We start from the raw sequence: 6,784 nt of genomic DNA, 5'->3' as shown, positions 1-6,784 counted from the left end.
GCAAAAGCGAAAAAAGCCGCACAACAGACACAAAGTGCGGTGGAAAAAATCACGATTTCTGCCGACACAATAGTAATCGATGAACAAGATCCGCGTAAAGCAGCAATTGCAGCGGCTATCGCTAGGGCAAAAGCGAAAAAAGCCACACAACAGACACAAAGTGCGGTGGAAAAAATCATGATTTCTGCCGACACAATAGTAATCGATGAACAAGATCCGCGTAAAGCAGCAATTGCGGCGGCTATCGCTAGGGCAAAAGCGAAAAAAGCCGCACAACAGACACAAAGTGCGGTGGAAAAAATCACGATTTCTGCTGATACAGTAGTAATCGATGAACAAGATCCGCGTAAAGCAGCAATTGCGGCGGCTATCGCTAGGGCAAAAGCGAAAAAAGCTGCACAAGAAAATAAAGAATAAAGATAAGAGAAAACCAAAATGTTTAAAATGGTAAGCTCCCCACATACTCATTCAGGTAAGCTCACAATGCGTATTATGTTGTGGGTGATTTTAGCGATGCTACCTGCAATTTGTGCACAATTATATTACTTCGGTTTTGGTGTACTCATTCAAGCCAGTTTAGCCATCAGCTTTGCTTTATTGCTAGAATGGGGAGTGACTTTATTACGCAAAAAACCAGCGTTATGTTATATCTCTGATTTTAGCGTCACTTTAACCGCACTTATTCTTGCTGTTGCCATCCCACCTTATGCCCCTTATTGGTTAATCTTAATTGGCATATTTTGTGCTGTAATTCTCGGTAAACACGTTTACGGTGGATTAGGACAAAACTTATTTAACCCAGCAATGGTTGGTTATGTTGTACTGCTTATTTCATTTCCGCTACAAATGACAACTTGGCTTCCCCCTGCTAGTTTATTAAATGAGCCGCCAACAATTGCAGATGCTTACCATCTTATTTTTACTGGATTCAGTACAGATGGATTTAGCTTACATCAATTGACCACTTCAGTTGATGGAATTACACAGGCTACACCACTTGATAGCGCTAAAGTAGTGCTAAAAGAAGGTGAATATCAACACTTACTTGCCTCGCCAATTTTCGCGTCACATTTAGCCATTGGTTGGTGGCAAATAAATTTAGCCTTTTTGTTAGGTGGGATTTTCTTGATTTGGAAACGGATTATTCACTGGCAAATCCCTATTGCAATGTTGAGCACATTTATATTTTTTGCAGGTATCACTGAATTACTCTATCCAGCACAACATTTGAAAATGGTTGCGCACTTATTTAGCGGTGCGATGATGTTTGGTGCTTTTTTTATTGCGACAGATCCTGTTACTGCCTCTATTACACCGCGTGGTAAATTAGTGTTTGGTGGATTAGTTGGTCTGTTGACTTATATTATCCGCTTCCATGGCAATTATCCTGATGGGGTCGCATTTGCCGTTTTATTAGGCAATATTTGTGTACCATTAATTGATCACTACACTCGTCCACGTGTTGCAGGCTATCGTAAATAAGGAATAATAATGATGAAAACAATCAAAATTTCAACTTATTATGCCTTGTTACTTGCATTTATTGCGTTAATTTGCACTGCATTATCAACAGGGGTATATTTTTTAACTAAAGATAAAATTGCTGAGGAAATCAATAAACAACAACGCACATTATTGTTACAAGTTGTCCCACAGCAATATTTTGATAATGTATTGAGTGAAAACTGTTACGTTCCTACTAGTCAAAAGTTGATTGTTAATCGAATAAAAAATATCTGTGTGGCAACAAAAAATCAGCAAAAAACAGCCTATGCGATTGAAACTATCGCACCTGATGGTTATTCAGGCAATATCCGTTTACTTATTGGTATAACGCCCTCTGGCGAAATACTTGGTGTGCGCGTACTAGAACACCAAGAAACACCTGGACTAGGCGATAAAATTGAAACTCGCATTTCAAACTGGATTTTAAGTTTTACTCATCAACAAATTAACGCTAATAACTTAAATGAATGGGCAGTAAAAAAAGATGGGGGTAAATTTGATCAATTTGCTGGCGCCACTATCACGCCACGCGCAGTAGTTAATCAAGTAAAAAATGCAGCGTTAAATATGTTAGATGAATTGAATCAAGAGAATAATAGACAATGAACGAAACTTTACCAAAACAGACCGCACTTTCTGATCAGCATACACGTTCTTTAGAAACGCCAAAAGCACAATCAGAAAAACAGCCAAATACGATCTGGCAGGAGATTTTTTGGCAAGGCGTATGGAAAAACAACTCAACTCTAGTTCAATTATTAGGATTATGTCCATTACTCGCAATTTCAAATAGTGTTACTAATGCATTAGGCTTAGGACTTGCTACTATGCTAGTATTAATTTGTAGTAATACTGTTGTGTCTTTATTCCGTAAACACATTCCTCATGAAATTCGAATTCCAATTTATGTCATGATTATTGCGACTACTGTCACAATGGTCCAATTATTAATGAATGCTTATACTTATTCACTTTACCAATCCTTAGGCATTTTTATTCCTCTTATCGTAACGAATTGTATTGTGATTGGACGTGCTGAAGCATTTGCTTCCAAAAATTCCCTCTCTCATTCAATCTTCGATGGTTTCGCGATGGGATTTGGTATGTGCTTAAGTTTAATAGTACTAGGAGCAATTCGTGAAGTACTCGGAAATGGGACGTTATTTGATGGAATAGAACACTTATTGGGCGATTGGGCAAAAAGTTTACGTATTGAATTATTCCAATTAGATAGTCACTTTTTATTAGCTATTCTCCCCCCCGGCGCATTTATTGGTTTAGCGCTTGTTTTAGCAATAAAAAATTTTATTGATCAGTATAAAAAATAATGAATAAACAAAAACGAATTGAGATTTTAACTCGTCTACGAGATCAAAATCCGCATCCAACAACAGAACTGAATTATAGCTCACCTTTTGAGCTATTGATTGCGGTTATTTTATCTGCCCAAGCAACAGATAAAGGGGTAAATAAAGCAACGGATAAACTTTTTCCAGTGGCAAATACACCGCAAGCCATTTTAGCCTTAGGTGTTGATGGGTTAAAAGAATATATTAAAACGATTGGTCTATATAACAGTAAAGCAGAAAATATCATCAAAACTTGTCGCGATTTAATTGAAAAGCATAATGGTGAAATTCCTCAAAATCGTATCGCACTTGAAGCGTTAGCTGGTGTTGGAAGGAAAACAGCCAATGTGGTATTAAACACTGCATTTGGTCAGCCAACTATTGCTGTCGATACACACATTTTTCGAGTTTCTAATCGTACAGGATTTGCACCAGGTAAAGATGTTGTAAAAGTAGAGGAAAAATTACTTAAAGTTGTCCCTGATGAATTTAAAGTCGATGTCCATCATTGGTTAATCTTACATGGACGCTATACCTGTATTGCACGTAAGCCACGCTGTGGTTCCTGTATTATTGAGGATTTGTGCGAATTTAAGCAAAAAACGGAATAAAATTCCTCTTTTATTATGATTTACTACTAATAAATAAGGTAAAAGTGAAATCAAAAAGTTATCTTACTTGCATACCTAACAAAAACGACGAAAGATAATCTTTTCATTCTCAGTTGAGAATAAATAAATTTTTTAATAATTTGGATTTAATTATGACAACAAAACAAGAAAGACAAACTTGGTCTAGTCGACTTACTTATATTATGACAGTAGCTGGAGCAACTGTCGGTTTTGGCGCAACTTGGCGCTTTCCTTATTTAGTCGGTGAAAATGGTGGCGGTGCTTATGTGTTTTTATTCTGTTTAGCTATGCTCCTAATCGGCATTCCAATGATTCTTGTAGAAAATGTGATTGGTCGCCGATTACGTGTCAATTCCATTGATGCTTTTGGTGACAAATTAGAAACACGCAATATTTCAAAATATTGGAAAATTATAGGCTATTTAGGCTTACTCGGTGCCTTTGGTATCATGGCATATTATATGGTACTGGGTGGTTGGGTAATCACTTATATTATCAATTTAATTACAGGTACTCTTGATATATCAGTACCGATTAGCAAAGAAATTGCAAAAGATTTTTACGATTTACACATTAGTAACAGTCCCATTGAAGTTGCGTTATATACTCTATTGTTTGTTGCTGTAAATTACTTTATTCTCGCTAAAGGAATTATTGGCGGGATTGAACGCGCTGTAAAATACTTAATGCCATTATTATTTATCTTCTTAATTGGTATGGTTATTCGTAATATTACGTTACCAGGCGCAATGGAAGGTATTATCTTCTATCTCAAACCAGACTTCTCTAAAATTACACCACAATTATTCGTTTTTGTATTAGGGCAAGTATTTTTTGCTTTAAGCCTTGGTTTTGGTGTGCTCATTACACTTTCAAGCTACTTAAACAAAGAAGAAAATTTAATTCAAACCGCAATTATTACTGGCTTTACCAATACGATTATCGCCGTACTTGCTGGCTTTATGATTTTTCCTTCACTTTTTACTTTTGGTATTGCCCCAAATTCTGGACCAACTCTCGTCTTCCAAAGCTTGCCTATTGTATTTTCACATTTATGGCTAGGAAAAATCTTTGCAATCATTTTCTTTAGTTTGTTACTTATTGCTGCCTTAACAACTTCATTAACTATCTATGAAGTGATTATTACTGCATTACAAGAAAAACTGAAAATGCGCCGCAGCAAAGCAATTATTCTCACGCTGGGTAGTATCTTTGTTTTCGGCAATATCCCTGCTATTCTTGGTGATAACTTACTCAAAAATGTCACTATTTTCGGCAACAGTATTTTTGATACATTTGACTACGTCAGTGGTAATATTTTATTTATGTTAACTGCCTTTGGATGTGCTATTTTCGTTGGTTTCGCGCTGAAAGATGATGCCAAAAAAGAACTCTCTTCAAATCCAAATTCGACATTCACAATAATTTGGTTCAACTATGTAAAATTTGTCGTTCCTCTTATTATTTTAGTTATTTTTGTGAGCAATTTGTTGTAAGATTAAACAGGCGAACAAAAGTTCGCCTTTTCATTATAATAGATTGAAGGTTATCTCATGCATACTAATTATGTCATTAGCTTAACGAATGCTCACAGGCGTCGAGAGCACATCATAAAAGAATTTGGTCGCCAAAACATACCATTTGAGTTTTTTGATGCTTTAACCCCATCAAAATACTTAGATGATACTATCAATACTTACTTACCCAATCTTGCTCAAGCCTCCTTATCAGCGGGAGAAAAAGCCTGTTTCATGAGCCATTTTATACTTTGGCAAAAATGTTTGAATGAGAACTTACCTTACCTTTTTATTTTTGAAGATGATATCTTATTAGGTAAAAATGCAAATGCTTTTTTAAATGATGAAAAATGGTTAGAAGATCGCTTTGACTTGACTGACAGTTTTATCTTACGTCTTGAAACATTTTTACAGCCTGCAAAATGTGAAAAAACAAAGATTACACCTTATTTAGAAAGAGAATTTAATTCCCTTAAACAAGTACATTATGGTACTGCGGGTTATATTATTTCTCAACAAGCTATAAAAAATCTGATTAATACATTTAGACAATACAATAGCAATGATTTAAAGCCGATAGATATGATACTCTTTTGCAAAAGTTTAAATGATCCTCAACAAAATATATTTCAACAGTCTCCCGCACTGTGTGTACAAGAACTCCAATTTAACCAGAATAAGAGCCAGTTAAAAAGTCAATTAGAGCAAGAACGTATCCACATAAGACAGCAGAATAAAACAATAAAACCTAAACGCACCTTTAAAGAAAAGCTACAACGGCTCAAGCATAATATTATTCGTGCCCTGAAAAAATACCAACGTATTAAGCAACGGCAAGAAGCCCTAAAACACATTATTCCATTTAAATAACTTAATATATTAGGTTACATTATGAATACTAACTATGTAATTAGCATCGTAACAGCAGCGCAGCGCAGAGAACATATTGAAAAAGAATTTAATTCTAAAAATATTCCATTTGAATTTTTTGATGCGATGACGCCATCGGCTCAATTAACAGAGACAATTAATCAGTTATTACCTGAATTATTATCCCATCCAAATCAAACTCTAGGAGAAAAAGCTTGTTTGATGAGTCATTTAACGCTTTGGGAAAGATGTATAGATGAAAATATGCCTTTTATCACAATTTTTGAAGATGATGTTGTACTAAGTAAAAATGCACATCTATTTTTAAACAATTCTGACTGGATAACAGAGCGATTCTCTAATGAAGCATTTATTATTAAAATAGAAACAGTTTTACAATTAGTTAATACTAAATCTTCTAATGTTCCTCCTTTATCACATTATTCTTTCCCTAAATTAATTAGTGATCACACTGGTTGTGGGGGCTACATTATATCCCAAAAAGCAGCAAAACTCTTATTAATAGAATTCAATAAATTGACAAATGAGCAACTAAGACCTATTGATATTTTAATATTTGATACTTTTTTAAAATATCCTCTAGTTTCTATTTATCAGTTAGAGCCTGCAATATGTATACAACTTTGTGTAAAATATCCTCAAGAGTCAGACGAGAAAGAAGAATTACAAAGTCAACTTTTTAGTGAGCGTAAACAAAATAGGAAAATAAACCCATATAAAAGGAAATTGTCACTATGGCAACTATTAATTAAAGGCCTTACTAAACCTTACCGCTTATATAAAAAGAAACAAAGAAAAGTCATCCCATTCGAGTAATCAATCGCTCCAAAAAGTAAATTTCTAAAAAACTCATTAATAAAAAAATAAGAGCTATTTTCCCCGCTCTTAT

The 6,784-nt window shown here is 34.8% G+C and carries 7 protein-coding genes and 1 pseudogene; all 8 read left to right on the top strand.

Annotated features, from left to right (window positions below; all coding sequences use genetic code 11):
* Positions 1-417, top strand: a pseudogene (locus ACFSAV_RS07120) (electron transport complex subunit RsxC); the annotation flags it as partial.
* Between the two features lie 18 nt (positions 418-435).
* Positions 436-1,482, top strand: coding sequence for an electron transport complex subunit RsxD (rsxD, locus tag ACFSAV_RS07115; RefSeq protein WP_379097857.1), 1,047 nt, complete (start codon positions 436-438; stop codon positions 1,480-1,482).
* 12 nt (positions 1,483-1,494) lie between these two features.
* A complete protein-coding gene (gene rsxG, locus ACFSAV_RS07110; RefSeq protein ID WP_379098051.1) occupies positions 1,495-2,112 on the top strand; it encodes an electron transport complex subunit RsxG in 618 nt (205 codons plus the stop codon).
* On the top strand, positions 2,109-2,834 hold the full coding sequence (locus ACFSAV_RS07105; protein WP_101775796.1) for an electron transport complex subunit E: 726 nt from the start codon (positions 2,109-2,111) through the stop codon (positions 2,832-2,834). The genes rsxG and ACFSAV_RS07105 overlap by 4 nt, the downstream gene beginning before the upstream one ends.
* A complete protein-coding gene (gene nth / locus ACFSAV_RS07100; RefSeq protein WP_379097854.1) occupies positions 2,834-3,466 on the top strand; it encodes an endonuclease III in 633 nt (210 codons plus the stop codon). The genes ACFSAV_RS07105 and nth overlap by 1 nt, the downstream gene beginning before the upstream one ends.
* A 152-nt stretch (positions 3,467-3,618) precedes the next feature.
* Positions 3,619-4,983, top strand: coding sequence for a sodium-dependent transporter (locus tag ACFSAV_RS07095; RefSeq protein ID WP_379097852.1), 1,365 nt, complete (start codon positions 3,619-3,621; stop codon positions 4,981-4,983).
* Positions 4,984-5,040: 57 nt separating this feature from the next.
* Positions 5,041-5,874 carry a glycosyltransferase family 25 protein gene (locus ACFSAV_RS07090; RefSeq protein WP_101775794.1) on the top strand — a complete coding sequence of 278 codons (834 nt, stop codon included), beginning with the start codon at positions 5,041-5,043 and terminating at the stop codon, positions 5,872-5,874.
* Positions 5,875-5,895: 21 nt separating this feature from the next.
* Positions 5,896-6,711 (top strand): glycosyltransferase family 25 protein, encoded by an 816-nt coding sequence (locus ACFSAV_RS07085; RefSeq protein ID WP_101775793.1) that lies wholly within the window; start codon positions 5,896-5,898, stop codon positions 6,709-6,711.
* The last annotated feature ends 73 nt before the right edge of the window (positions 6,712-6,784 follow it).

This window comes from Pasteurella oralis, assembly GCF_042681465.1.
GTDB lineage: Bacteria > Pseudomonadota > Gammaproteobacteria > Enterobacterales > Pasteurellaceae > Pasteurella > Pasteurella oralis.
Note: the sequence above shows the minus strand (reverse complement) of the source record. Positions and strands in the feature narration are given on the sequence as shown.

What these genes read in the sequence shown, in the direction of transcription:
- rsxD (WP_379097857.1), top strand. Translation starts at nt 436, where the DNA reads ATGTTTAAAATGGTAAGCTCCCCACATACTCATTCAGGTAAGCTCACA.
- rsxG (WP_379098051.1), top strand. Translation starts at nt 1,495, where the DNA reads ATGAAAACAATCAAAATTTCAACTTATTATGCCTTGTTACTTGCATTT.
- ACFSAV_RS07105 (WP_101775796.1), top strand. Translation starts at nt 2,109, where the DNA reads ATGAACGAAACTTTACCAAAACAGACCGCACTTTCTGATCAGCATACA.
- nth (WP_379097854.1), top strand. Translation starts at nt 2,834, where the DNA reads ATGAATAAACAAAAACGAATTGAGATTTTAACTCGTCTACGAGATCAA.
- ACFSAV_RS07095 (WP_379097852.1), top strand. Translation starts at nt 3,619, where the DNA reads ATGACAACAAAACAAGAAAGACAAACTTGGTCTAGTCGACTTACTTAT.
- ACFSAV_RS07090 (WP_101775794.1), top strand. Translation starts at nt 5,041, where the DNA reads ATGCATACTAATTATGTCATTAGCTTAACGAATGCTCACAGGCGTCGA.
- ACFSAV_RS07085 (WP_101775793.1), top strand. Translation starts at nt 5,896, where the DNA reads ATGAATACTAACTATGTAATTAGCATCGTAACAGCAGCGCAGCGCAGA.